This is a genomic window from Citrobacter sp. CK199 (assembly GCF_030333285.1).
In the GTDB taxonomy this organism is placed as follows: domain Bacteria; phylum Pseudomonadota; class Gammaproteobacteria; order Enterobacterales; family Enterobacteriaceae; genus Citrobacter_B; species Citrobacter_B koseri.
Genome location: NZ_JAOWGF010000028.1, coordinates 91771 through 114902, shown reverse-complemented (window position 1 = coordinate 114902; position 23132 = coordinate 91771). Strand labels below are relative to the sequence as shown.

22 protein-coding genes are annotated in these 23132 nt (G+C 55.1%); 4 read left to right on the top strand and 18 right to left on the bottom strand.

The features are described 5' to 3' along the window. Positions 1-2: 2 nt before the first annotated feature. The 8 genes from OGX75_RS15565 to OGX75_RS15530 form a co-directional block, all read right to left on the bottom strand. Positions 3-3110 (bottom strand): efflux RND transporter permease subunit, encoded by a 3108-nt coding sequence (locus tag OGX75_RS15565; protein WP_199977814.1) that lies wholly within the window; start codon positions 3108-3110, stop codon positions 3-5. Further along, the gene (locus tag OGX75_RS15560) at positions 3110-4231 is read right to left on the bottom strand and encodes an efflux RND transporter periplasmic adaptor subunit (RefSeq protein WP_012133656.1); all 1122 of its coding nucleotides are present in this window, start codon (positions 4229-4231) and stop codon (positions 3110-3112) included. The genes OGX75_RS15565 and OGX75_RS15560 overlap by 1 nt, the downstream gene beginning before the upstream one ends. Before the next feature lie 160 nt (positions 4232-4391). After that, positions 4392-4958, bottom strand: a complete 567-nt coding sequence (locus OGX75_RS15555; protein ID WP_049009383.1) for a TetR/AcrR family transcriptional regulator — start codon at positions 4956-4958, stop codon at positions 4392-4394. 188 nt (positions 4959-5146) lie between these two features. Then, complete coding sequence (locus OGX75_RS15550) at positions 5147-6040, bottom strand: MurR/RpiR family transcriptional regulator (protein ID WP_112002454.1); 894 nt, start codon at positions 6038-6040, stop codon at positions 5147-5149. A gap of 2 nt (positions 6041-6042) precedes the next feature. Further along, the gene (locus OGX75_RS15545) at positions 6043-6987 is read right to left on the bottom strand and encodes an iron-siderophore ABC transporter substrate-binding protein (protein ID WP_275376275.1); all 945 of its coding nucleotides are present in this window, start codon (positions 6985-6987) and stop codon (positions 6043-6045) included. A 15-nt stretch (positions 6988-7002) separates the two neighbouring features. After that, positions 7003-8055 carry a FecCD family ABC transporter permease gene (locus OGX75_RS15540; protein WP_047458603.1) on the bottom strand — a complete coding sequence of 351 codons (1053 nt, stop codon included), beginning with the start codon at positions 8053-8055 and terminating at the stop codon, positions 7003-7005. Then, positions 8052-9065, bottom strand: a complete 1014-nt coding sequence (locus tag OGX75_RS15535) for a FecCD family ABC transporter permease (RefSeq protein ID WP_049008662.1) — start codon at positions 9063-9065, stop codon at positions 8052-8054. The genes OGX75_RS15540 and OGX75_RS15535 overlap by 4 nt, the downstream gene beginning before the upstream one ends. Further along, positions 9062-9889, bottom strand: a complete 828-nt coding sequence (locus OGX75_RS15530; protein WP_199977816.1) for an ABC transporter ATP-binding protein — start codon at positions 9887-9889, stop codon at positions 9062-9064. Before OGX75_RS15530 ends, OGX75_RS15535 begins: the two co-directional genes overlap by 4 nt. Positions 9890-10338: 449 nt before the next feature. On the opposite strand from OGX75_RS15530, the gene OGX75_RS15525 reads away from it, so the two are divergent. The 4 genes from OGX75_RS15525 (at position 10339) to mtr (ending at position 15713) form a co-directional block, all read left to right on the top strand. Next, entirely contained in the window at positions 10339-12501 is a 2163-nt protein-coding gene (locus tag OGX75_RS15525; RefSeq protein ID WP_060816139.1) for a TonB-dependent siderophore receptor, read from the top strand. A gap of 221 nt (positions 12502-12722) precedes the next feature. Beyond that, entirely contained in the window at positions 12723-12818 is a 96-nt protein-coding gene (gene tnaC, locus OGX75_RS15520) for a tryptophanase leader peptide (protein WP_024130621.1), read from the top strand. A gap of 125 nt (positions 12819-12943) precedes the next feature. Beyond that, entirely contained in the window at positions 12944-14332 is a 1389-nt protein-coding gene (gene tnaA, locus OGX75_RS15515) for a tryptophanase (protein ID WP_275155452.1), read from the top strand. Positions 14333-14468: 136 nt separating this feature from the next. Then, on the top strand, positions 14469-15713 hold the full coding sequence (mtr, locus tag OGX75_RS15510) for a tryptophan permease (RefSeq protein WP_024130622.1): 1245 nt from the start codon (positions 14469-14471) through the stop codon (positions 15711-15713). 80 nt (positions 15714-15793) lie between these two features. On the opposite strand, the gene OGX75_RS15505 is transcribed toward mtr, so the two are convergent. The 10 genes from OGX75_RS15505 to fliS are packed head-to-tail and all read right to left on the bottom strand — an operon-like array spanning position 15794 to position 23128. Continuing rightward, a complete protein-coding gene (locus OGX75_RS15505) occupies positions 15794-16444 on the bottom strand; it encodes a hypothetical protein (RefSeq protein WP_146235382.1) in 651 nt (216 codons plus the stop codon). Continuing rightward, positions 16437-17471, bottom strand: coding sequence for a plasmid segregation protein ParM domain-containing protein (parM, locus tag OGX75_RS15500; protein WP_197982146.1), 1035 nt, complete (start codon positions 17469-17471; stop codon positions 16437-16439). The genes OGX75_RS15505 and parM overlap by 8 nt, the downstream gene beginning before the upstream one ends. A 43-nt stretch (positions 17472-17514) precedes the next feature. Further along, positions 17515-18327, bottom strand: a complete 813-nt coding sequence (locus tag OGX75_RS15495) for a C40 family peptidase (protein WP_309300386.1) — start codon at positions 18325-18327, stop codon at positions 17515-17517. Positions 18328-18343: 16 nt separating this feature from the next. Next, positions 18344-19291: a putative lateral flagellar export/assembly protein LafU gene (gene lafU, locus OGX75_RS15490; RefSeq protein WP_286450916.1), complete on the bottom strand. Its 948-nt coding sequence runs from the start codon at positions 19289-19291 to the stop codon at positions 18344-18346. After that, entirely contained in the window at positions 19291-20154 is an 864-nt protein-coding gene (gene motA / locus OGX75_RS15485; protein WP_012133674.1) for a flagellar motor stator protein MotA, read from the bottom strand. Before motA ends, lafU begins: the two co-directional genes overlap by 1 nt. 7 nt (positions 20155-20161) lie before the next feature. Then, the gene (locus tag OGX75_RS15480) at positions 20162-20857 is read right to left on the bottom strand and encodes a FliA/WhiG family RNA polymerase sigma factor (protein ID WP_012133675.1); all 696 of its coding nucleotides are present in this window, start codon (positions 20855-20857) and stop codon (positions 20162-20164) included. 19 nt (positions 20858-20876) lie between these two features. After that, the gene (locus OGX75_RS15475; protein ID WP_012133676.1) at positions 20877-21347 is read right to left on the bottom strand and encodes a flagellar basal body-associated FliL family protein; all 471 of its coding nucleotides are present in this window, start codon (positions 21345-21347) and stop codon (positions 20877-20879) included. Positions 21348-21360: 13 nt separating this feature from the next. Then, positions 21361-22434: a flagellar hook-length control protein FliK gene (locus tag OGX75_RS15470; protein WP_115615035.1), complete on the bottom strand. Its 1074-nt coding sequence runs from the start codon at positions 22432-22434 to the stop codon at positions 21361-21363. After that, on the bottom strand, positions 22434-22739 hold the full coding sequence (locus tag OGX75_RS15465) for a hypothetical protein (RefSeq protein ID WP_049011587.1): 306 nt from the start codon (positions 22737-22739) through the stop codon (positions 22434-22436). Before OGX75_RS15465 ends, OGX75_RS15470 begins: the two co-directional genes overlap by 1 nt. After that, positions 22736-23128 carry a flagellar export chaperone FliS gene (fliS, locus tag OGX75_RS15460; RefSeq protein WP_012133681.1) on the bottom strand — a complete coding sequence of 131 codons (393 nt, stop codon included), beginning with the start codon at positions 23126-23128 and terminating at the stop codon, positions 22736-22738. The genes OGX75_RS15465 and fliS overlap by 4 nt, the downstream gene beginning before the upstream one ends. Positions 23129-23132 lie beyond the last annotated feature (4 nt).

Genomic DNA, 23132 nt, shown 5'->3' with positions numbered 1-23132 from the left:
ACTTACTCCTGACGACGGGACTTGCGGGTAAACAGATGCCTAACCAGCACGAAGAACAGCGGGACGAAGAAGATAGCCAACAGCGTGGCGGTTAATGTCCCACCGATGATTCCGGTCCCGATCGCCACACGGCTGTTCGCCCCGGCCCCTGTGGCGATAGCCAGCGGCGTAACCCCGGCAATAAAGGCCAGAGAGGTCATAATGATTGGGCGCAAACGGGTCTGCGCCGCTCGCAGCGCAGCCCGGCTCAGGGAATAGCCTTCCGCAACCGCAGCTTCGGCAAATTCGACGATCAGAATGGCGTTTTTCGACGACAGGCCGATGGTGGTCAGCAGCGCGACCTGGAAGTAAACATCATTATTTAAATCACGCATCCAGGCCGCCAGCGCTGCGCCTAACAGCCCCAGAGGGATGACCAGAATCACCGAAAACGGTACCGACCAGCTTTCATACAGCGCCGCCAGGCAGAGGAAAACCACCAGAATAGAGATGGCGTACAAGCTCATAGCCTGACCGCTGGCCAGCTTTTCCTGCAATGACAATCCGCTCCACGCCCATGTGGTGCCAGCAGGCAAGCTGTTTGCCAGCGCTTCCATTTTGTCCATCGCGGCGCCGGAGCTGAAACCGCTGGCGTTTTCTCCCTGAATCTCATAGGCGGCAGAGCCGTTGTAGCGCACCAGACTTTCCGGGCCGTACTCCCAACGAGTGGTGGCGAAGGCGGAAAAGGGCGTCATGCTGTTATCGCTGCCGCGCACGAACCATTTGCCCAGGTCCGCAGGCGAAGAACGGAACTCGCTGTCGCCCTGAATGTAGACTTTCTTCACGCGGCCGCGATCGATAAAGTCATTGACATAGGTTCCCCCCCAGGCGCTGGATAAGGTGCTGGTCACATCGCTTAAGCCAAGCCCCAGCGAGACGGCCTTATTGCTGTCGATATCCACCTGAAGCTGCGGCATTTGCGGCAGGTCATTTGCGCGCACGGCGTGCAGAATATCGCTCTGGTTTGCCTGGGCGATCAGCTGATTACGCATCTGTAACAGGGTATCGCGATCGGTCGCCCCATTCGCCATCAGCTCAAAAGAGAATCCGTTGCTTTGCCCCAGCCCCTCAACCGACGGCGGCGTCATCGCAAAAAGCGTCGCATCGCGAATGGCGCCCAGTTCTTTACTGGCACGCAGCGCAATAGCCTGTGCGGTATTTTCTTCGCCTTTACGCTCCGACCAGTTTTTCAGCGAAACGAACGCCATCCCGGCATTCTGCCCGCTGCCGCTGAAGCTAAAACCATCGACGGTAAAAATAACGTCCGTATTGGCTTTCTCTTTATTGAGAAACCAGTCTGTCACCTGACGATTGACCTCTGCGGTTCGCGACGCCGTCGCCCCTGCGGGCAGGGTGTACTGCACCATAATTTCACCCTGATCTTCGGTCGGTAAGAAGCTGCCGGGCAGCTTCCACATCGCCAGCGCCATCGCCCCGCATAACAGCGCATAAACGCCCATCACGCTGACGCTGCGACGCAGCACATGCAGGACGCCGCGCTGATAACCCTGTTCAGTTCGGCTATAGAATCGGTTGAATATCCCGAAGAAGCCCTTTTTATGCGGCGCGGTATGGCTAAGAATCGAACCGCACAGGGCTGGGGTCAGGGTCAACGCCACCACGACCGAGAGCAGCATTGCTGAGATAATCGTCACAGAGAACTGGCGATAAATGACGCCGGTAGAGCCGCCAAAGAACGCCATCGGCAGGAATACCGCAGACAAAACAAGAGCGATAGCCACCAGCGCGCCAGCGATTTCCCCCATCGATTTTTCGGTAGCTTCGCGCGCGGGCAGCCCTTCATCGCGCATAATACGCTCGACGTTTTCCACCACCACAATGGCGTCATCGACCAGCAGACCTATCGCCAGCACCATTGCAAACAGCGTCAGCGTATTGATGGAGTAGCCAAACAGCGCCAGCACGCCAAAAGTACCGAGCAGCACGACCGGAACCGCCAGCGCCGGAATCAGCGTGGCGCGAAGATTCTGCAAGAACAGGTACATCACGCAGACCACCAGAATGATGGCTTCAAACAGCGTCTGAACCACATCCTCTACGGAGATCTTAATAAATTCGGTGCTGTCTTTCGGATACGCTACGTCATAGCCCTGCGGCATATCCCGTTTAAATTCAGCGACTTTATCTTTTACCAGCGTGGCGGTATCCAGCGCGTTCGCCCCCGGCGCAAGCATGACCGCAACCCCCGCAGCCGGATGACCGTTGAGTTTAGCGATGGCGGTGTAGTCTTCACTGCCCATCTCCACGCGCGCCACATCCTGGATGCGTACCACGGCCCCGTCAGACTGGCTTTTGATAATGATCTTTTTGAATTGTTCTACCGTCTGCAAGCGCGACTGCGCGCGAACCGTAGCGGTCAATTGCTGTGTGTCAGGGGAAGGTAACGCACCGATTTTCCCGGCGGAAACCTGAACGTTTTGCGCTTCAATGGCGCTCTGCACATCCGACGGCATCAAAGAATAGGAGGCCAGTTTTGCCGGGTCCAGCCAGATACGCATGGCGTATTCCGCACCAAACACCTGTAGGCTCCCGACCCCTTCCACGCGTGCCAGCGGGTCCTGTACGTTACTCACCAGCCAGTCAGCGATATCTGAGCTGCTCGCCCGGTCGGACTTATCATACACGGAGGCAATCAGCAGGAAGTTACTTTGCGATTTCACCACCGTGACGCCGGATTGTTGAACCTCGCTCGGCAAGCGGGATTCCGCCTGCTGCACCTTGTTCTGTACCTGCACCTGCGCGGTGTCAGGGTCGGTGCCCTGTTCAAAGGTGACATCAATACTGACCGAACCATCGGAACTGCTGGTCGAGGTAAAATAGAGCAGGTTATCCAGCCCGGTAAGCTGCTGTTCAATCACCTGAGTCACGCTGTTTTCCAGCGTTTCAGCGGAAGCGCCGGTATAGGTCGCCGAGATTTTCACCGACGGCGGCGCCACGTCAGGATACTGCGCAACCGGCAGCGTTTTAATCGCCAGAATACCGGCCAGCATGATCAGAATGGCGATAACCCAGGCGAAAACGGGCCTGCGCACAAAGAAACGGGAGAACATCAGCCTTTGCCTCCGTTCAGTTGTACATCAACGGCGTTAACCTGCTGACCCGGCGTGACCTTACTTGATCCCTCAACGATCAACCGGTCGCCGCTACGTAAACCGTCCAGCACCAGCCATTTATCCCCATAGGTATCGCCTGTTTCCAGGGTACGCTGCGCCACTTTATTGTCTTTAGTGACCACCAGCGCTGTCGCATTGCCTTTCGCATCGCGCGTGATCCCCTGCTGCGGCGCGAGGATCGCATCGTTCATGATCCCTTCATCAATGCGGGCGCGAACGAACATACCGGGTAACAGCTGCTGTTGAGGGTTGGGGAAAATCGCCCGCAGCGTGACTGAGCCTGTAGACTCATCTACCGCCACTTCCGTCAGCGCTAACTTTCCTTTTTCGCTATAGGTCGTGCCATCTTCAAGCGTCAGCGTCACGTTCAGGGTATCGCTGTTGGTCGCCAGAGACTGCTTACGCAGGCGCAGCAAATCCACGCTGGAGCGGGTAAGATCGACATACATGGTGTCGAGCCCACGAATGGTCGCCAGCGCCGTCTCCTGTGAAGCCGTCACCAGCGCGCCGGGCGTGACGGATGAGATACCAATGCGCCCGGAAACCGGGGCGGTAATGGTGGTCCAGTCCAGATTGATACGCGCGCTTTCTAATGCAGCTTTCTTTGCCTCCACGCTGGCTTTGTCCTGAGCACAGGTGGCCTGCGCATCATCGGCATCCTGGCGGGAAACACCGTCATCGTTAACCAGTCGCGCGTAACGTTGCGCCTTCTGGCAGTCGGCATTCACCAGCGCCTGCGCCTGTCTGAGCGAGGCATTCGCTTCGTTCCATGCGGCGCGATAGCTGGCGGGATCGATCTGATACAGCGCCTGCCCCGCTTTGACGATATCGCCCTCATTAAACAGGCGTTTTTGAATAATACCCCCCACCTGCGGGCGAACTTCGGCACTGAGCGCTGCGCTGGTGCGTCCGGTCAGTTCACTGACGACAGAAACGGGTTCTGTTTTAAGGGTCACGACGCCCACTTCCTGAGACGGAGAAGCGGTATTGTCGGTTTGTGTATTATCACAGCCGGATAATAACAATAGCGCGATAATTGATGTTGTTATGTATTTCATCTTTTTTCCAGGGTGAGAAACGCCTGCCCCGTTAAAATTAACAAGGTAGCACCAGGCGACTGAACGTTATTTCAGGTACAGCGGTATCGCGTCATGAGCTATTTCTCACAACGACAATAAGGGAAATAATTTATTTCCCTTTGATTATTAGATTCTTTATTCAGCCATTCACAAGCATGGTAACGATATCCCGATATATCTCCTGTAACGCATCAGGGTCACTTTTTTGCGGCGTCAGGCGACGGTAAACCGCCCCTTCCATCATGGTTGCAATCACTTCAACACAGCAACGGATGCGGGCCTCGCTGAGTTGCGGACACGTTTTTCTCAGGTGCGCGCAGGCGTTGTCGAACATCCGCGCATCCGCCTCTTCGAGCATCGCGGCAACATGAGGATTGCGGGTCGATTCAGCCGCCATCTCCAGCATCAGCGCATCATCATCCTCGCTCAGCGTTTGCCGCCAGGCCAGGATTCCGGGGATACGCTCCGTCTGGGTTTTATCTTCTATCTGCGTGATGCGATAGTCGATAATACGGCGGATCATCTCTTCGATAATGGCATCTTTACTGGCGAAGTAGCGATAGATTTGCCCCACGCTGAGACGGGCTTCAGCAGCGATCTGCGACATGCTGGCGCCGTGAAATCCGCTGGCGCGAAAGCACTGGCGCGCGGCGTTGATGATCTCATCCTGTCGTTGTTTCTGGCGGATTTCCAGCTTGCTGCTCATCGCATCTCCTCGTCACCTCAAAAGTGAGAACGATCGTTCTCATTTTGGCTAATTATACGTCTCCTGCGCACATTGAAAAGGATTTTTTTGCTTATTATTTTCCTGCATTATTTGCCAGGAAAATAATGGAGAGATTATGGAGATTTAATGAAAAAAATCTGAAAATCAAATGGAGAGAATATTTAAATTTATTTCTTTGCCCCTGACTTTCCAATTCCCCGGTACAATTCATTGATGCGCTTAACGGACTTAATCGAACGCTGCGGGGCTGTCGAAGCGACAGACAACACGATCATTTCCAGGCAAACCAGCACCGTACCGTGCAACGGCATTTTCCCGTTCTCACCGCCGCGCGGCACATTGATCACCACATCCGCCTCCTTGCTAAAACGTGATTCCAGCGCATTGGTCAGTAAAATCACCGGCACGCCCAACCGCTTCGCCTCGCGGATGGTCGTCAACCCTTCGCGATGCGGCGATTTCTGCGCCATCATAATCAGCACATCCCCCCGCTGTAGCGCAATCAGTTGTTCCGCCAGGTTAATCCCGGTACGATTAAACGCCACCGACGGCAAGCCAATACGGCTGAGCAGACGCGCCGTGTAGTCCGCAAGGATCCCGGATGCGCCAATGCCAAATATCCCCACCTGACGCGCCTCCACCAACAGTGCGACCGCCTGCGCAATCGCGTAACGGTTTTGCGGCGTAGACAGCACGTCGCAGGTGCGCTGATGCCCTTGCAGAACAAAATCAATGCTCGAATTTACATCGCAGGAAAGCGTATTCACCGTGGTCGTCATTTTCTCTTCCGAGGTGATACCCGGGCCAAACCAGTGTTCGATGGTCTGTTTTAAATCGCGCAGCCCGGCAAACCCCAATGCCTGAATCGCCCGGACAACCGTCGCGTCAGAAGTTTGAGTGGCGGTCGCAATTTCTATCGCCGTAAATTCCAGTACCACTTCCCGATTCTCATGGATATAACGCGCCACCGCCTGCATCCTCGGCGAAAGCAGATGCGCCCGCGCCCGGAAGCGATCGCCGTAGACATCAATACGATTTTTCACTTTCTTCGCCGTCAGCATGGTTATTTCCCCTCCGGTAAGTGGCGCCCGGCAATATGCGACTGTACCTGTGCAACCATCAGGCTGAGTGATGCAAAGGAGTTCGAAATCGCCTCTTCACGGGAGATCAAAACGTAGTGCCCGCGCTGGCAAGCGGTAAGAAACTCGCACCAGCCCGGCAACACGGCATCCATCGCGGCAATTTCATCCTGCGGCTTACCACCGGTATCACCGCGCCAGGTGGCAAAAACAAAATCCGCATCCATCTCTGGCAGACGCTCCGCGCTCACGTCAATCCGCCCTCCCGGCGGAATGCTGTCGATCAGTTTCGGGAAGGAAAACCCGGCATCGCGCAGGACGCGTCCTAACGAATGATAGGTGTGCAACGCATTGATTTTTCCCTGGTTTGCCTGAATGACTGACACCGTAATGTGTTGGGTATCCACCGTGTGTTTCAACCGGTCAATCTCTTCCCGGTAGCGACGCTCCAGGATAGCCAGTCGCGCCTGAGTTCCGGTAAGCTGCGCGAGCTTGCGGTAAATTTCCGGCGCGCCGCCGTCGAGATGATCAATGCTCACCGTCGGGGCGATTTTCTCCAGTTGTTCGATGGGCGTATGGCGACTCGGCTCGGTGATGATCAAATCGGGTTTCGCGGCGACAATCGCTTCAATATCAATGTCCGCCGTACCAATAAACTTTATCGTTGAATGATCAAAATCGACGCCGGTCAGCAGCGCGCCCGAACGCAGGAAATGGCTGCCGTCAGGACGCGTTCTGCCGTGGCTGGCGACCGGCGGAACGCCCAGCTCAATCAGCGGAATGGTGATATCAAGATCGTGTAGCGACACAATGCGCTGCGGATGCAGCGGCACGTTCACCACGCGTCCGAGATCGTCGGTAAAAGGCCGGGTGGCAACCTCTGCCTGTACAGAGCACCCCAGCAGCAACAGCGAAAAAAGTAAACGCATACACCCTCTTAAAAATTACAAACGATCCCGACGACGCCAGAGCAACAGTAAAAAGAAAGGGCCGCCGACCAGCGCAATCACGATCCCCGCCGGTATTTGCAGCGGCGCAAAGGCCAGACGCCCGATGGTATCCGTGAGCAGCACCAGCAGAGCGCCAATGAGCGCACTGCCCCACAGCAACGCCATTTGCCCTCCGCGCAGGCAAAAACGCGCCATATGCGGCGCCATCAGGCCGACAAACCCCAGGCTGCCCACGCAGGAGACGCTGGCGGCGGTCAGAAAGACCGGCGCCATAAAACGCAGCAGCGCCAGATGAGACAGACGCACCCCGAGCCCGGTCGCGGTGTGATTACCCAGCAGCGCCACATCCGATGCTCTCGCCGTCGCAAACAGCAGAACAGCCGCAGGCAACGCCCACCCCAGCGCCACCCACAGCAACGGCCAGGTGGCGGCGTGCAGGCTTCCGGCTAGCCAGACCAGCGCCGTTTGCACATCGCGGACATCGGCTGTCGTCATAAAAACGCCCATTCCCGCAGCAAAGAACCATGAGACGCCAATGCCGATCAGCACAAATCGCGGGCGGGAGAAATCACGGGCCAGCAGCATGACCAGCGCGGCGACCAGTAATCCGCCAGCAATACCCGCCAGCGGTCGCCAGACCAGGCTGACCGACGGGAAGAGCAGCACTAACGCCAGTACCACCACGCTACTCCCCTCTTTCACGCCGATAAGACCGGGGTCAGCCAGGCCGTTACGGGTAATCGACTGCATCGCCGCGCCAGCCAGCCCCAGCATTGCTCCACACAGCAGCGCCATCAGCAAACGCGGAAGACGGACATCCCAGACAACATACTGCTGCTGCTCCGTTAACGCCTGCGGAGAGAACAACGCACGCCCGATGGCGGAAGCCGGAACGGGAAGCGACCCCTGCAACACGCCCGAAACCAGCAGTACGGCGGCCAGCGTGGCAAACCCCAGCACACACCACACCGTTTTCAGCCGGACAAGGCGTGAGAATTTCCCCACCCGCCATGCGCGCAGCCCGGCACGCGCCAGAACAACGCTCATTTAAGAAATCTCGACGCAATGAAAATAAACACCGGCGCGCCGACCAGCGCGGTCATCACCCCTGTAGCCAGCTCCTGCGGGGCAAGCAGGGTTCGGGCAACGATATCCGCCAGTAGCAGCACTGCCGCCCCCAGCAGCGCCGCCAGCGGGAGCATCTGGCGAATGTCTTCCGTCACCAGGCGTCTGATGACGCCCGGAACCAACAGCCCGATAAAACCCAGCGGCCCGGCAACGGATACCGCCGCGCCGCACAGCAGCGCAATGGCGATCATCGCCATCAGACGAATGCGCAGAATATTAACGCCCAACCCACAGGCCATCCGGTCGCCTAGCGCCAGAATATTCAGCCCCGGCGCTATCGCTATCGCCAGTACAACGCCAACCAGCGACGGCAGGAGAGCCTGGCGTACTTTTTCCCAACTCATCCCCGCGAGATCGCCCACCAGCCAGGTGCGCATCGCCAGCAACGTCTGCTCATCCAGAATAAGGATTGCCGCCGTGAGCGACGACACCATCGCCGACAGCGCCACGCCGCAGAGCGTGACCTTCAGCGGCGTCAGTCCGCCACGCCCGGCGGAAGAGAGCGCCATCACCAGCGAAAAGAGTGCCGCTGCGCCCCCTGCCGCAACCAGTGACTGACTGAGCCCCGCGACGCCCAGCGCGGTACACAGCACCACGGAGAACGCGGCCCCCGCATTCAGCCCCAGAATGTGCGGTTCGCCCAGCGGGTTGCGAATCAATGCCTGTAACAGAACGCCAGCTACGCCCAAAGCCGCGCCAACCAGCATGGCCGCAGCCATACGCAACAGACGCAGAGAGATAACGATTCGGTGATCAAAGTTTTTGGCATCAAAGTGAAATAACGCCTGAATGACGGTCTGCGGACTGACGGCACGCGCCCCGACGCCCAGATGAATCACCGCCAGCATAAACAGCAGCAGTAGCAAGACAGGAAGCGCCAGCAGAAATCGACCACGACGGCGGCCTGATGCAATGACCATAGCCGTCATTCTTCCGCTCCAGCCCTGGCACGAAACGGCATGAAGAACGGCTTTCCGGTCAACGGATTCACCGACATCTGCACATCGACGTCAAACACCGATTTGATCAGCTCCGGCGTACAGTGCTCTCCTTCATGTACGATCCCCTCCAGCCGCCCCTGTCTGAGAAAGACCAGCATATCGCCGTAATTCACCGCGAAATTGAGATCATGTAACACCACCACCACGGTACGACCATGATGGCGGGTCAGGGAGTGCAGAAGCTCAAGGATCTCTACCTGATAACGCAGATCGAGAAAGGTTGTAGGCTCATCCAGCAAAATAAACGGCGTTTGCTGCGCCAGCGCCATCGCAATCCAGCACCGCTGGCGCTGCCCGCCGGAGAGACTCTCTACCGGCAAATGGGCGAAGTCGGTTGTTCCGGTGAGCTGTAACGCCTGCTCTACGGCCTGTGCGTCATCATCGGTCCATTGCTGGAGAAAATTCTGCCAGGGAAAACGCCCGCGCGAAACCAGTTCAAAAACCGTTAATCCCTCCGGCACCAGCGGGGATTGCGGCAGGATGCCAAGCTGACGCGAAACCGCTTTGGTCGGCTGTTGATGAATCGCTTTACCATCAAGCAGCACGCTGCCGCCCAACGGCTTCAGCATTCGGGCAATCGTACTTAATAAGGTGGATTTGCCTGAGCCGTTCGCCCCGGCCAGCACCGTCATTTTACCTTGCGGGATAGTGAGGCAGACGTCATGCACGATGGCGTGCTGACGATAGCCAGCAGAAAGCTGTTTCAGCTCAATGCCCGTTCTGTGGGCGGTGTTTTCCACATGCTGTGGCATGTTCACTCCTGCGCCGTCGCAGCCTGGCAAAGCCAGCGCGCGCAGCCTTTCAAATAAAAATAAAACTCATTCTCTTTAAGATCTTGCTGGGTTGCGCTGTAGTAGTCAAGCAATTACGCCCTGTAGTTACATCACCGTACTCACGCAACAAAAACGCCGCAGAAAAAGACGAACAAACTTATAAAAACAGATAAATATCAATAAATTAAAAATCATTTCCCCGCAATAACACTACGGTTTTATGACGTTAACCCTGCTGTAGTTTCTTTTTCATTTTTACGTTTACTACTACAAACGCCCATGATTGAATGATTCTCAATTACACATCTGACGCCGTTTACGTTGGTTAAAAGATGGATAAAACGCATGGCTAGCAAGCCGGGCAATGAACTGGATAAACCTGTTTCCCCTCCCGTTTTTGGCAGGGTATTTTGCGGAATAAATAAAAGATGGCTAAGTTAACTCCTTATTTTTCTGGGATGAAAGGGCGAGCGCTGTGCTCCGCTCTGTTTTTGGGTATCACGACGGCTCCTGCGGTCATGGCGGCGGAAAAAGAAAACTCGCCGCTCAAAAATGAAGAGACGATGACCGTGCGCGCAGACGCCTCTTCTGCCGATCAGGCCGTCACATCAGGTTATCAACCGCTGAGTTCGTCCACCGCCACGCTGACGTCGATGCCGCTGCTGGATATCCCGCAGGTGGTCAATACCGTCAGCGACAAAGTGCTGGAAGATCAGCACGCCACAACCCTCGATGAAGCGCTGTATAACGTCAGCAACGTTGTGCAAACCAACACGCTGGGCGGAACGCAGGATGCGTTTGTTCGCCGTGGTTTCGGCGCGAATCGTGACGGTTCCGTGATGACCAACGGTCTTAAAACCGTATTGCCGCGCAGTTTCAACGCGGCCACGTCGCGGGTGGAAGTGCTGAAAGGCCCGGCCTCCACGCTGTACGGTATTCTCGATCCCGGCGGCCTGATTAACGTCGTAACCAAACGTCCGCAAACGCAATTTGGCGGCTCAATTTCCGCCACCTCCTCCAGCTTCGGCGGCGGCACAGGCCAGTTTGACATCACCGGGCCGATTGAAGGCACCCAACTGGCGTATCGCCTGATCGGCGAGTATCAGCACGAGGACTACTGGCGCAACTATGGTACTAACCAGAGCAGCTTCATCTCCCCTTCCCTGACCTGGTTTGGCGACAACGCGACGGTCAGCGTGCTCTATTCGCACCGTAATTACAAAGCCCCGTTCGATCGCGGCACCATTTTCGATCTCAATACCAAACAGCCGGTTAACGTGGATCGGAAAACCCGCTTTGATGAGAAATTCAATATCACCGATGGCGAATCGGATCTGGCGCAGCTCAATGCCGAATATCGCTTCAACAGCGCGTGGACGGCGAAATTTGATTACAGCTTCAGCCAGGATAAATACAGTGATAACCAGGCTCGCGTGATGGCTTATGATTCCGCTACCGGGAACCTGACCCGCCGCGTGGATGCGACGCAAGGCTCCACCCAACGGATGCACGCGACCCGCGCCGATTTACAAGGAAACGTGGATATCGCTGGTTTCTATAACGAGATCCTGACCGGCGTCTCTTATGAGAATTACGATCTGCTGCGCACGGATATGATTCGCTGTAAGAACGTGAAAGGCTTTAATATTTACAATCCGGTCTACGGTACGCTCGGCAAATGCACCAGCGTCTCGGCCTCCGACAGCGACCAGACGATTAAGCAGGAGAGCTATTCCGCTTACGTACAGGATGCGCTGTATCTGACCGATAAGTGGATCGCCGTCGCCGGGATGCGCTATCAGTACTACACCGAATATGCCGGGAAGGGCCGCCCGTTCAACGTCAACACCGACAGTACGGACCAGCAGTGGGTGCCGAAATTCGGCATGGTCTATAAGCTGACCCCTTCTGTGTCGCTGTTCGGCAACGTATCGCGCGCCTTTATGCCGCAATACTCTATTGCCAGCTACATTGGCGATCTGCCGCCGGAAACCTCTACCGCCTATGAAGTGGGGGCGAAATTCGATCTCTTTGACGGCATCACCGCCAATATCGCCCTGTTCAATATCGATAAGCGCAACGTGCTGTACAACGAAATCGTGGATGGCGAAACCGTGGCGAAAACCGCAGGGCGCGTACGCTCACAGGGGGTGGAAGTGGATGTCGCAGGCTCGCTGACGCCCAATACCAATATCATCGCCAGCTACGGTTATACCGCAGCAAAAGTCACGGAAGATCCCGATTACAAAGGGAAACCGCTGCCTAACGTACCGCGTCATACCGGTTCATTGTTCCTGACCTATGACATTCACAACGCCTTTATGGGCAATACGCTGACCATTGGCGGCGGCGGACATGGCGTAAGCCGTCGCTCCGCCACCAACGGCGCGGACTATTATCTGCCTGGTTATTTTGTGGCCGATGCCTTTGCAGCCTATAAGATGAAACTGCAATACCCGGTGACTCTGCAACTCAACGTGAAAAACGTGTTTGATAAAACGTATTACACCTCATCCATTGCTACCAATAATCTGGGTAATCAGATTGGCGACCCGCGTGAAGTTCAGTTCACGGTAAAAATGGAGTTCTGATCCTTCTCATCCAAATACCCTGTCAATTCTGGCAGGGTATTCCCGCTATTCCCTCACATTAAGATGAATAAACTCACACCGCCCAATGAACGCAAAAATGCGCGCCTCATCAACTTTCTTAACTGAACTGTATCAGATTTAACATTTTGTGATTTTTATCGCGGATAAATTTTAATCTTCCGCTATTTTTAAATTCCCTTTCACTCATGGAGGACGATGTAATGAAACACAAATCGTTTTATCGCCTCATTGCCGCAGGCGGTCTGCACTTCTGGTATAACCTCGATCCGCGTATTTCTAACGACTTTCCGCGTTAATTCTCCTTAGCCGTTCAACATCAATAAAAAATTAACTGAACACTACGTTTGGTCGGTATTTCTTGCGCCTGTTAAAGGCACAAAAATAACGTTCACGTAGCGCGACATGCTATTGGAGAAATAATATGAAACGTATTCCTGAGCCGTTCCGCATTAAAATGGTAGAAAACATTCGTATGACCACCTGGGACGACCGTGTTAAAGCGCTTGAAGAAGCGGGATATAACCCTTTTCTGCTCAGAAGCGATGATGTATATATCGACCTGTTGACCGACTCCGGCACTGGCGCAATGAGCGATCGTCAATGGTCAGGCCTGATGATGGGCGATGAAGCCTACGCCGGCTCACGCAACTATTACCATCTGTGCGACAAAGTAAAAGAGCTGATCGGCTACCCGTTCACGATCCCTACGCACCAGGGACGCGGCGCCGAGCAAATCCTGTTTCCCTGCCTGATTGCCCGCCGCAACGCCGAAAAACCGGTCTTTATTTCCAACTTCCACTTTGATACGACCGCCGCCCATGTCGAATTAAACGGCGCGAAAGCCATCAACGTGGTGACGCCAAAAGCGTTCGACACCACCTCATGGTACGACTGGAAAGGCAACTTTGATATCGACCTGCTCAACGCCACTATCGCGGAACATGGCGCAGAAAACGTCGCGGCGATTATCACCACCGTCACCTGCAACAGCTCAGGCGGCCAGCCGGTTTCCATCGCCAATATGCGCGAGGTGTATCAAATAGCGAAGCGGCACAATATTCCGGTGGTCATCGACTCCGCCCGCTTCTGCGAAAACGCCTGGTTTATTAAACAGCGCGAAGAGGGATACGCGGATAAAACGGTGAAAGAGATCGTCCGTGAGATGTACCAGTATGGGGATATGCTGACCATGTCGGCGAAGAAAGATCCGATGGTCAATATCGGCGGGCTGTGCTGCTTCCGTGATGATGAAGATCTGTTCAACGACGTGCGCATTCGCTGCGTGCCAATGGAAGGTTTTGTCACTTACGGCGGGCTGGCGGGGCGCGATATGGAAGCGCTGGCGATCGGCCTCGAAGAAGGGATGAATGAAGATTTCCTCGCCTATCGGATTAACCAGGTGGAATACCTGGGCGAACGGCTGCGCGAAGGGGGGATTCCAATCCAGTATCCAACCGGGGGCCACGCGGTATTTGTCGATGCGAAGCTGCTGCTGCCGCACATTCCGGCAGAACAGTTCCCGGCTCATGCGCTGAATAACGAATTGTACCTGGAAGCCGGGATTCGCAGCGTGGAAATTGGCTCTCTGCTGCTTGGGCGCGATCCGGTCACTGGCAAACAAAAACCGTCGCCAATGGAGTTGCTGCGTCTGACGATCCCCCGCCGGGTCTACACCAACGATCACATGGATTACATCGCGGATGCGTTAATCGCCGTAAAAGCCCGCGCCGCATCGATCAAAGGGCTGACTTTCACCTATGAACCGCCGGTGCTGCGCCACTTTGTGGCCCGGCTGAAACCGGTGAAATAACGTTCTGATACGCGCTCCCCTGCGGGAGCGCGATTCCGCTATTTAATACGATATTCAACGCATTCAGGCATGAGAAAAGCGGGATCGCCCTTTTCTCTGCACAATGACGGGCATAGCCACGCGAGGAAAACGCACTATGGCTACATTATCGGTCGCAAATAAAGCGCCGTCGCTGATCGGCGGGGCAATGATTATCGGTGGAACCATTATTGGCGCGGGCATGTTTTCTCTCCCGGTGGTGATGTCTGGCGCCTGGTTTTTCTGGTCACTGCTGGCATTAATTTTTACCTGGTTTTGTATGCTGCATTCCGGGTTAATGATCCTGGAAGCAAACCTGAATTATCATATTGGCGCCAGCTTCGACACGATTACCAAAGACCTGCTGGGAAATCGCTGGAATATTATTAACGGTCTGACCGTCGCGTTCGTGCTGTATATTCTGACTTACGCCTATATTTCCGCCAGCGGTTCGGTTATTCACCATACCTTTGCACAAATGGGGATCGTCTTTCCGGCCAGGCTCGGCGGGTTATTATTCGCCCTGGCGGTAGCGTTTATTGTCTGGCTAAGCACCCGGGCGGTGAGCCGTATGACGACCATTGTGCTGGGCGCTAAAATTCTCACCTTCTTTATGACGTTTGGCGGTTTGCTCTGGCACGTCCAGCCAACGATTTTACTCAATACCGCTGAAGTCAGCCCCAGCTACCTGCCCTACGTCCTGATGACGTTGCCGTTCTGTCTCGCCTCATTTGGTTATCACGGCAACGTGCCCAGTCTGATGAAATATTACGGCAAAGATCCGTTAACCATCCGTCGCTGCCTGCTACTGGGAACGTTGATGGCGCTGGTGCTGTATATCATCTGGCTGGTCGGTACGATGGGGAATATTCCGCGTCCGGCGTTTATTGAGATCGCCGAAAAAGGCGGCAATATCGACGTGCTGGTACAGACGCTGAGCGGTTTGCTGAACAGCTCAACGCTCGATCTGCTGCTGACCGTCTTCTCCAACTTTGCCGTCGCCAGTTCGTTCCTCGGCGTTACGCTGGGATTATTTGATTACCTCGCCGATCTCTTCAGGTTCGACGACTCGCCAAAAGGACGTTTCAAAACTGCGCTGGTCACGTTTCTGCCGCCCATCACCGGCGGTTTAATCTGGCCAAATGGGTTTATCTACGCCATCGGTTTTGCCGGGCTGGCCGCCACCGTCTGGGCGGCGATTGTCCCGGCGCTGCTGGCGCGCGCATCGCGCAAACGCTTTAACAGCCCGCACTATCGGGTATGGGGAGGCAACGCAATGATCGTCCTGATTTTATGCTTTGGGGCAGCTAACGCGCTTATCCATATTCTATCCAGCATTAACCTTCTGCCGGTATACCGGTAGTACGCCGTGCGCGGCGGCATAAAATAAAAAGGGAACCGCCGGGTTCCCTTTTCAACACTGGTGACGCGCTGTGCGAAAGTCTAAAAGATCCCTTTCTGACGCACTTTACTCATCTTCTGCGTCGGCGCGTCTACGGTACTGAGATCGACTTCTTCAGCATTTACGGATTTAGCCGGTTCCGCTGCTGACGTGCGCCCCGTCACGCGCAGCTGTTGCAACAGCAGATGCTGCTGTTCCAGCAAGACTTTGAGCTGGGCAACCTCTTCGCGCAGTTTTGCCGTCTCCTCATGCTGCGTGTTATCCGATGGCGCTGCGGCAACCTGCTGTTTTTGCAGGGTCTGCGCCATCAGCGTACGCATTTGCGCCAGCTGCTGTTCGCTGAAGTCTTTCTCTTTTTCTGCATCGCCATCGCCGGTCATGAGGGCGACGGGCAGCAAATTGCTCTCCTGCAATTCCGCACAAAGGGATTCGAGGCTCAAACCTTCCCGGCTCAGGGATTCTGCAACATGGCTGCACAATTGCGGGTTGAGAAGATGCAATTGCAGGCCGGACAGATAGATATTGCGATGAAACTGGCGGATCTCCATGTTGGCGTCATTGACGTCGCTCCCGTCCCGCTGCACTGCGCCATACCATTTTTTTAGTTGCAGCATCGCGCGCAAATCCGCGCGCGATCGCTCTGGCGACAAATGCAATGAGAGGTTAACACGGCGGATCTGCCTGTTACTCATCGTCGCCTACCTCAACCATTTGCGGCGAATCAATCTGCTCAACGCCTGACTCAGCATGGTACAGGCAGATCTCGCGCGAGAGCGCGCTTTGCGGGTTGTCGAGCGTCACCACGCGATCGCCGAGCGTCGAATAGGCCTGGCGCAGAGCGGATTCGATCAGATGCGCGCCGCCGCCGACCAGATAAACGCGGTTAGGGTTCTTAGCGAATTTCTTCGCTTCATAAGCCACCTGATCGCCAAGTTCCTGAATCTTGATCTCGATCCGTTCAAGGATCTCGTCAATCCGCGATTCATCGTTGATGACGCTTCTGACAAAATCCAGATCGTTGCGACGCTTAATCAGCTCGTTCGCCACCAGGTAGCTGGAGTCGCTGTCCGCCGCCGCCAGTAATTTACGCGTGGCGTCCGTCACCATCGCCACGCCGATTTCGTTGTTGCCGTAAATTGCGGAAACATCGTCAAACTCGCCGACAATCACCCCCATGTCCAGCGTTGTCCCGCCGCAGTCGATGACCAGCGACTTGGTGAATTCATTCACGTTGGAGTTAAGCAGATGCGACAGCGCCGCAGGCAGGCTCTCCGGCATAACATGCACATCAACGATACGGAACAGCTCGCCTTTATTCAGCGAGATCTCACGCATCAGGTTGCGACGTTTCGCTTCGATGCGCTCATCGTTACGCTGGCAATCGTCCGGCTTGTAGAATTGCGTAATCGGCAGTGTGACGATAACTTCAACGTCACGCGGCGTCAGGCCGGTTTGCAGCAGCGCATGATGAACCGCCAGCAGATTCAAATCGTCATACTGGTATTCGATGTGCGTCGTGGAAAGCGCTTTATCCGAGGTCGCATCATAGGTGTATTTCGTGGTGCCGATGGTGTAGTTGTATACCGACTGACCACGCAGCAGCGCCGCGCTTTTCCAGTCCTTACGGAAGGAGTTCGGCGAAACAACGGTCTTCAGCGTACCGTTTTCAATCCAGCTAATTTTCACATTGGTTGAGCCATCATCAATGGCGAATTTCATACGTGTTGCGGTCATGGGTTTTAACTCAATCTAAGGGTCATTTTTACAGCGTCGCCTCTTCCGTCAGAATGCGGCGAGCGCCGAGGTAATGCGATTGCCAGAAATCATCTGAAAGCTGGCTAATGCGGATATTTAGCCCGCTACGCGGGGCCTCAATAAACTCATCGTTTCCAAGGTAGACGCCAACATGGTCGGCGCCCGGTCGCTGGTTAATGTTAAAAAACACCAGATCGCCGCGACGGAGTTTATCTACGCGAATATGTTTAAGAGTGGGGTCCTGATACATGCCGTTTGCCGTGCGGGGTAGCTTGCGCTCCAGCACATGATTGAAGGCGTAGAAAACCAGGCCACTGCAATCAAATCCTTCCAGCGGATTTTTACCGCCCCAGACATAGGGCTTACCTAACTGGTCTTCCAGACGCTTGATGACGGTATGTAATCGGGACGCCAGTTTCGGGCTGATGCGCCCCGTTTTGTCCTTCCCTTTGCGCGCCTGACTCCACAGCATGTCGGAGCCGCCCAGGCTACCGGGCTGCCAGCGGGCATGCATTGCCAGCATCTCGCGGTTTTTAGTGCGGTCAGCCAGTTTTTTCGCCGTTTCCCGCTGCTTTTGTTCCGGCGTTAACGGTACGACGGCAGTCCGTTTTTTCACTTTCGCCATCAGCCGCTCGCGATTTTTTTTCCGCATCTGCAACGCGTTTTCCTGCTGCGTCATACCCGCTTCTACAGGCTTCGGCTTTGCGATGCTGTAGCCCGTCGGCATCAGCAATAACAGGATGAGAGAAAAAAAAGGTACCTGGCGGCACAGAACATGCCGGGCAGGTACAAAACGGACAGAACGGATGAAACGTTTCACAGCAATAACGATCTGATTAATGGTTTTTCGTCAGTTTATCGGTCAGCGGTTTAATGACTTTTTCGCCATGCTGCCCAAAGAACTGGTACAGAGAATCACTGGCGGAATGCGTCAGCACCATAATTTCAATGCGGCGGTTCGCGGAACTCAGCGGATGTTGCGGGTCAAGCAACATCTGATCCGCCATGCCGCTCACTTGCAGAATTTTGCTTTGATCCAGCCCCCCGGTGGTCAGAACCGCCCGCGCCTGCATGGCGCGTTCACCGGACAGGTTCCAGTTGTTATAAAGCACCTGATCGCGAAAACGCGTGGCATCGGTATGGCCGGTGATGATGATCTTGTTGTCGATCTTGTTCAGTTCCGGCGCGAACTCCGTCAGTAAGCGCTTGAAAAACGGCGTCAGGATTGCGCTACTGCGCTGGAACATCTCGCGTTTTTGATCGTCCGAGACCAGAATACGCAGCCCCTGCGGCACAATTTCCATTTTCAGGTTGGCTTGCGCATCGTACGTCGAGGTGATTTTCATGATAATGCGCGCCAGATCTTCAATCTCATTACGCGAGCGGGCGTTCACATCGTCCAGGCTTTCCGTCTGTTTCGCCTGCTGAGCAACCTGCTTCTCCGCATCGGTCAACGGTTTTGACGACTCTACCGTTTTCGACGGTTTAGGCGTTTTCGGATGACGACTGTCAATCAGCGAAAGCTGCCCGCCCTGCCCCTCTTTTTGCGTAATGGGCGTTAACGAGTTGCCTTCAAAGACCGACTCGCCATTAAGCATGGAGACAATCTCTTTACGTTCTTCTTCCGTTACCGCGCCCATGATCCACAGCACCATAAACAGCGCCATCATTGCCAGCGTGAAGTCTGCGAAGGCCACTTTCCAGGCGCCGCCATGAAATTCATCATGGCTTTTACGCGAGGAGCGTTTGATGATCGTGGTATGTTCTTTGCTGCGGTTACGCATCAGGCATCACCCATCATCTGGTTTACCCAACCGTCCAGCGTCGCGAATGTCGGTTTCGTGTCCATCGGCAGCATTTTGCGCCCGGCATCGACCGCCAGCAGCGTCGGCTTACCGGCAACGTGGTTCACCAGTACGGTACGCACGCACTCCAGCACCGAGATTTGCTTTTTGGTGCGTTGCTCCATGGCGTTCGCCACCGGGTCCATCAGGCAGTAACAGAAGAATACGCCGAGGAAGGTTCCCACCAGAGCGGCCGCAACCTTCACGCCGATGACCGCAATCGAGCCGTCAATGGATTGCATGGTAATGATGATGCCAAGTACCGCCGCGCAGATGCCGAATCCAGGCATCGCTTCCGCAGTACGTTGCAAAGAGCGGGACGGTTGCAGAAGGTTCTCTTCCATTGCCACCAGTTCCTGTTCGAGAATCCCTTCCAGCTCGTGCTCGTTGATTTTCCCCATCGCCATCAGGCGGAAGTTATCGGAGATGAACGTCACCAGCGCTTTGTCGTGCAGCATGAGGGGGTATTTCTGGAATAACGCGCTGTTTTCCGGTGCTTCGATATGCTCATCCAGCACCTTCAGGCCGCCGTCCTGCACCAGTTCCAGCAGTTCATACAGCAGCATCAGCAGCTGGCGCTGATACTCATCGGTATATTCGTTTTTGCGCATAATGCCGCGAAACTGACGGTACATTTCGCTCAGCACCGCTTTGGGGTTCGCCAGTACCATCGCCCCCAGTCCCGCGCCAAGAATAATGATGATTTCACCCGGCTGCCAGAATGAGGCGAGGTGTCCGCCTGACAAAATAAAGCCGCCGACAACACACCCCATGATGATGAGAATACCTAAGAATTTCTGCATAAACCTTTCACTTCTGGAAAAAAGACTGAATTTTTTGCGCAATGATTTTATTGAGCTGACATACCCTGGCCTCGGTTAAATTGAGGACCAGCGCAATTTCCTTCAGGCTCATTTCATGCTGGTAATAGAGCGTGAGAATAAGTTGCTCACGCTCATCAAGACTCGCCAACGCGTTGCGTAACGTTCTGCTGACGATGATCTCTTCTTCAAGCGGACGGCTATCCAGCGCCCCCGCATATACGTCATTACCCAAAAGATCGTCGAGACTCTCCAGCGTTTTGGCGCAATCGAGTAAGAGATATTCCTGATACTCTTCAGCCGTAATGGAAAGATGGTGGCTGATATCCTCAAAGCTGGGCGTACGCCCCAGCTGACGCGCAATCTCGCGGATCGCATCATTGAGCTTATGCGTTTTCTGTCGCAAACGACGCGGACGCCAGTCAAGCAACCGCAGCTCATCCAGTACCGCGCCGCGAACGCGTTGTATGGCATAAGCGGCAAACTGCTCATCAGGATGACCGTAACGGCGCAACGAGGTTAATAACCCCATTAGCGCGATCTGTTCCATATCATCCCGATCAATAACGCTACTGGTCTGGTAAGCGAGTTGCTTCACCACTTTGTTGACGAGCGGCAGATACGTGCTGACATAGCGCGCTTCATCCGCAGGCGTCAGCGTTTCACTTGCGATAAAATCCATCATGTCCAATACGGCTTATCAATCACTGGAAGACCATTTTGCTGATGATGACGTCATCAAAGGGGACGTCCATCTTCAGGCTGTCGAATCTGGCGGCATAGGCGGCTTTGAGTTTGTCGTGCAGGTTGCTGACGCTTAGCGCACGCACGGCGTCATAGTCCATTTCGGAAAACAGATTGACGGTCGCTCCACGAATCGCAGGGATCATGTCTTGCGCCGTCCGTGCGTTTTCCGCGCTCATGGTCGCCAGGTTCAGTTCCAGCATCAGATAACGCTCCGCATTACCTTTCCCTTTCAGGGTGATGAGGATGTTTTTAATTTCCACGAACTCCACCTGTTGCGGCGTGGAGGATTTAAATAAGCTCGTCAACGGATTGCTCTCCGATGCCGTGTCCGCGCGAAGTAGCCAGGTGCCGGCAACGGTTAAACATGCCGTCAGTAAAGCGGTAACCAAAGCGATCGCCAGCCCAAAGGAGATTGTTTTTGCGTTCATAAATGTCTTTTTGTTAAACGGTCAGTAATACCGAATCATCTTCACGGCGGGTGCTTTCTGATTCCGGCAGACCTGCCGCGATCTCATCTCCCGCCTGAATGATGGCGTGTTGTTGTGCGAACTGCTGTTCTTTGCCCTGCTGCTGCCCTGACTGAGAGGAGACCTGCACGTTTACCTGAACAAAGTTCTGTTCGGTCAGGCTCTGGCGCAGATCGTTGCTCGTTTGCTGAAGCGCACGATAGACCTCAGCATGGCTGGCGTTGATTTGTACCTGTACGCGCCCGTTATCAAGCTGCAACGAGATGTCGATCTTGCCCATTTCAGGCGGATCGAGACGGATAGTGGCGTGCTGGATCTGGTTCTTCACCTGAAGTTGCAGACGATCGCCCAACGCGCTTTGCAATTGCTGCGTCCAGCGGGAGGTTTCCGTATCAAGTTTTAATGTCGAGGTATGCGCAGACATTGCATCAGGCGTCACCGCCGCCGTTGGCGTCGTGGAGACAACGGAGACCGGCTGCGCATTCACTGTCGGCGTCGCCACAGCGACTGCGGTCATAAGCTGCGGCGTAATGTGCTGCAACCCTGCGGTTGGCGTCTGCGGCGACTCGGTCGCAGGCGTTACGTTAACCCCTGCCGCCAGCATCGGGCGCAGCGTTGGCGATAACGCCCCCTTATCCTGCAACTGTCCCGCCAGTAACGGCTGCGTCTGCAACGTCAGCGCATTCATCTCGTTTTGCGAACGACCCGCGTAGCTGACGGGTTTAACCGGCATCTGCCCGGTCATCAACAGCGCCTGCAACAGCTGCTGCTGCGCATCGTCTTTCAACGGAGAGGCATCCTTCTGATGCCGATCGCCCGTATCATCCTCATCCTGCACGCTCACCGGCTGCGCGCTGACGGTAATCCCCAGGGCATTTTTGCCCTGCCCGCCCATCAGCGTGCTGACAACATTCATCAACGCATCGTTGAATCCTGGCTGCGTCTGCCCGGCAGATGACTGAGCGCCGCTCTGCCCGGCGATCGTCTCCGCCTGCATCGGCAAACCGGAAGCGTGCCCCGCATTTTGAGAAAGATTGAGAATATCCATTACCCCATATCCTCTGCGTCCATAAACGCGGCATACGCCGTCGCACCTTCACGATTGCGCATGGCGAGCGCCATTTTGTTCGCGATAATGTCGCTCTGCCCCTGACAGTAATCGCGCACCTGACGGTGAATCTCCCGCAGCTCGTCCAGGGCTTTGCTGTCTGCCGCGTCCAGGGGTTGGCCCCGGACAGCGGTAAGCAATTCAGCAATCTTCAGGTCAACATTCCGTACGGCAGACCAGTTATGGTCGGCTGCGGCCTGGCGTAACGCCTGCATCAGCGTTCGCATCGTCAACGCATAGCTCATGTTCCCTGACCCATTTTTTCCCAGCCGTCCTGAATATTGCCGAGGATAACTTCCACCTCTTCAATATTTTCGACAGACAGCTTGTGGCTGGCGTCATAGAGGCGGTAAACGCAGTAGTCATAAAGATTCGCCAGACTTAATGCCAGCTCGCCGCCTTTTTCAAAATCCAGCGCGCTGGTCAGCGCGTTCAGGATGTCGATGCATTTATTAATGCTTTGCGCCTTACGTTCGTAGCGACGCGCCGCAATATGGCTTTTCGCGCGTACCAGTTCGTCCATCAGGCCATTGAACAACATCAGCACTAACTGATGCGGATTCGCTGCTGCGGCCTGAATCGCCAGGTCAGATTGGTGATAGAGGCCGAAGCCTTCCTGCTCGTTACCGTACATTGAA

Excerpts from the sequence above, each read along its gene's own strand:
- OGX75_RS15565 (WP_199977814.1), bottom strand. The coding sequence starts at position 3,110 with ATGTTCTCCCGTTTCTTTGTGCGCAGGCCCGTTTTCGCCTGGGTTATC.
- OGX75_RS15560 (WP_012133656.1), bottom strand. The coding sequence starts at position 4,231 with ATGAAATACATAACAACATCAATTATCGCGCTATTGTTATTATCCGGC.
- OGX75_RS15555 (WP_049009383.1), bottom strand. The coding sequence starts at position 4,958 with ATGAGCAGCAAGCTGGAAATCCGCCAGAAACAACGACAGGATGAGATC.
- OGX75_RS15550 (WP_112002454.1), bottom strand. The coding sequence starts at position 6,040 with ATGCTGACGGCGAAGAAAGTGAAAAATCGTATTGATGTCTACGGCGAT.
- OGX75_RS15545 (WP_275376275.1), bottom strand. The coding sequence starts at position 6,987 with ATGCGTTTACTTTTTTCGCTGTTGCTGCTGGGGTGCTCTGTACAGGCA.
- OGX75_RS15540 (WP_047458603.1), bottom strand. The coding sequence starts at position 8,055 with ATGAGCGTTGTTCTGGCGCGTGCCGGGCTGCGCGCATGGCGGGTGGGG.
- OGX75_RS15535 (WP_049008662.1), bottom strand. The coding sequence starts at position 9,065 with ATGACGGCTATGGTCATTGCATCAGGCCGCCGTCGTGGTCGATTTCTG.
- OGX75_RS15530 (WP_199977816.1), bottom strand. The coding sequence starts at position 9,889 with ATGCCACAGCATGTGGAAAACACCGCCCACAGAACGGGCATTGAGCTG.
- OGX75_RS15525 (WP_060816139.1), top strand. The coding sequence starts at position 10,339 with ATGGCTAAGTTAACTCCTTATTTTTCTGGGATGAAAGGGCGAGCGCTG.
- tnaC (WP_024130621.1), top strand. The coding sequence starts at position 12,723 with ATGAAACACAAATCGTTTTATCGCCTCATTGCCGCAGGCGGTCTGCAC.
- tnaA (WP_275155452.1), top strand. The coding sequence starts at position 12,944 with ATGAAACGTATTCCTGAGCCGTTCCGCATTAAAATGGTAGAAAACATT.
- mtr (WP_024130622.1), top strand. The coding sequence starts at position 14,469 with ATGGCTACATTATCGGTCGCAAATAAAGCGCCGTCGCTGATCGGCGGG.
- OGX75_RS15505 (WP_146235382.1), bottom strand. The coding sequence starts at position 16,444 with ATGAGTAACAGGCAGATCCGCCGTGTTAACCTCTCATTGCATTTGTCG.
- parM (WP_197982146.1), bottom strand. The coding sequence starts at position 17,471 with ATGAAATTCGCCATTGATGATGGCTCAACCAATGTGAAAATTAGCTGG.
- lafU (WP_286450916.1), bottom strand. The coding sequence starts at position 19,291 with ATGCGTAACCGCAGCAAAGAACATACCACGATCATCAAACGCTCCTCG.
- motA (WP_012133674.1), bottom strand. The coding sequence starts at position 20,154 with ATGCAGAAATTCTTAGGTATTCTCATCATCATGGGGTGTGTTGTCGGC.
- OGX75_RS15480 (WP_012133675.1), bottom strand. The coding sequence starts at position 20,857 with ATGATGGATTTTATCGCAAGTGAAACGCTGACGCCTGCGGATGAAGCG.
- OGX75_RS15475 (WP_012133676.1), bottom strand. The coding sequence starts at position 21,347 with ATGAACGCAAAAACAATCTCCTTTGGGCTGGCGATCGCTTTGGTTACC.
- OGX75_RS15470 (WP_115615035.1), bottom strand. The coding sequence starts at position 22,434 with ATGGATATTCTCAATCTTTCTCAAAATGCGGGGCACGCTTCCGGTTTG.
- OGX75_RS15465 (WP_049011587.1), bottom strand. The coding sequence starts at position 22,739 with ATGAGCTATGCGTTGACGATGCGAACGCTGATGCAGGCGTTACGCCAG.
- fliS (WP_012133681.1), bottom strand. The coding sequence starts at position 23,128 with ATGTACGGTAACGAGCAGGAAGGCTTCGGCCTCTATCACCAATCTGAC.